General features: G+C 59.3%; 2 protein-coding genes. Both read left to right on the top strand.

Features of this window, described 5'->3' with window-relative positions; genetic code table 11:
• The coding region (locus I8N66_RS31380; protein ID WP_291162516.1) for a hypothetical protein at nucleotides 1-319 on the top strand (319 nt) is incomplete at its 5' end.
• A gap of 339 nt (nucleotides 320-658) precedes the next feature.
• The coding region (locus I8N66_RS31385; protein ID WP_291162519.1) for a glycine betaine ABC transporter substrate-binding protein at nucleotides 659-1,459 on the top strand (801 nt) is incomplete at its 3' end.

Genomic DNA, 1,459 nt, shown 5'->3' on the forward strand with positions numbered 1-1,459 from the left:
AGGGATGCGGCCGCCAAAAAACGCCTGGTCACTTCGGGGTAACGCACCGAAGGTTCGCTCCAAGTCCGGGACGCACTACCTGATCCGGACCTGCGGCAGTCCCCCGCCGCGAGAAGAACAATTAGCTGGACATCGTTACCGGATGGTTATTGAGGATTTAACCAAAGATGAATTCCGGCTTTTTTTGAATTTTTTTCGCGACATGCGCGCCGATCTCCGTGGCGCAATCACGACAGGAAACGTCAGGATCTCGACAGGGTTGCGAGCGATGTGGCGCATGGCGCCATTTTTTGCGGCAGGAATTGTCGTTATTGCTTAAATTCGGCCTTTCTCATGCTCGAAACGCGTCCTCCGACCATGTCGCAGACAGAACGCGCGAAGCACTCCCTCAACCCGACCTTCCGATTGAAGAGGTTGATTTCTCAACGAGAATACTTAGGCTTGGCTGGCGGTATAAGAGGAGATTGGCTGGCGACAGGGTTCCGCGGCCAGGGCTGAAAAAGAACTCCCGCACCGTCCGCAGCAAGGGTGAACCTTGGCTTGTTTGATGCCGAACCCAAGGCTGCATAGTTGCTCCGGGTGACGGAGGATGCTCGGCATCCCCCTTGGATTCCCGTTTGGATATTGGCTGCAAATAAAGACTGGGAGGTCTTGCAACATGAAGAAACTCCTCGCTTCCACCATTCTCGCCGCGGGCCTCTATGCCCTGGCGGGTTCCGCGCAGGCCGCGGAATGCGGTGAAGTCAGCATTGCCGAAATGAACTGGGCTTCCGCCGGCGTTGCCGCCCAGGTGGACAAATTCATTCTCGAAAACGGCTACGGCTGCACCGTGACGCTGGTCACCGGCGACACCATGCCTACCTTCGCCTCGATGAACGAAAAGGCGCAGCCCGACATGGCGCCGGAACTCTGGGTCAACGCCGTGCGCACGCCGCTCGACGCAGCGATCAAGGAAGGCCGCCTGATCGAAGCCGCCAAGATCCTGAGCGAAGGCGGCGTCGAGGGATGGTGGATCCCGAAATTCCTCGCCGATGCACATCCTGACATCAAGACGGTGCAGGACGCGCTGAAACATCCGGAACTCTTCCCTGCACCCGAGGACTCGTCGAAGGCCGCCGTTCACAATTGCCCGTCCGGCTGGAACTGCCAGGTTTCGACCGCCAATCTCTACAAGGCGCTTGATGCGGAAAAGGCCGGCTTCCTGCTGGTCGACACCGGCTCGGCCGCCGGCCTTGACGGCTCGATCGCCAACGCCTTCGAAAAGAAGACCGGCTGGCTCGGCTACTATTGGGCGCCGACCGCCATCCTCGGCAAGTACGAGATGACCCGCCTCTCCTTCGGCGTCGATCACGACAAGGCCGATTGGGACGCGTGCACTGCCGTTCCTGACTGCCCGAACCCGAAGGTAAACTCCTACCCGGTCTCGGACGTCTACACGGTCGTCACCAAGTCATTCGCC

Origin of the sequence: Ensifer sp. SSB1, from assembly GCF_016652895.1 — a bacterium.
In the GTDB taxonomy this organism is placed as follows: Bacteria; Pseudomonadota; Alphaproteobacteria; order Rhizobiales; family Rhizobiaceae; genus Ensifer.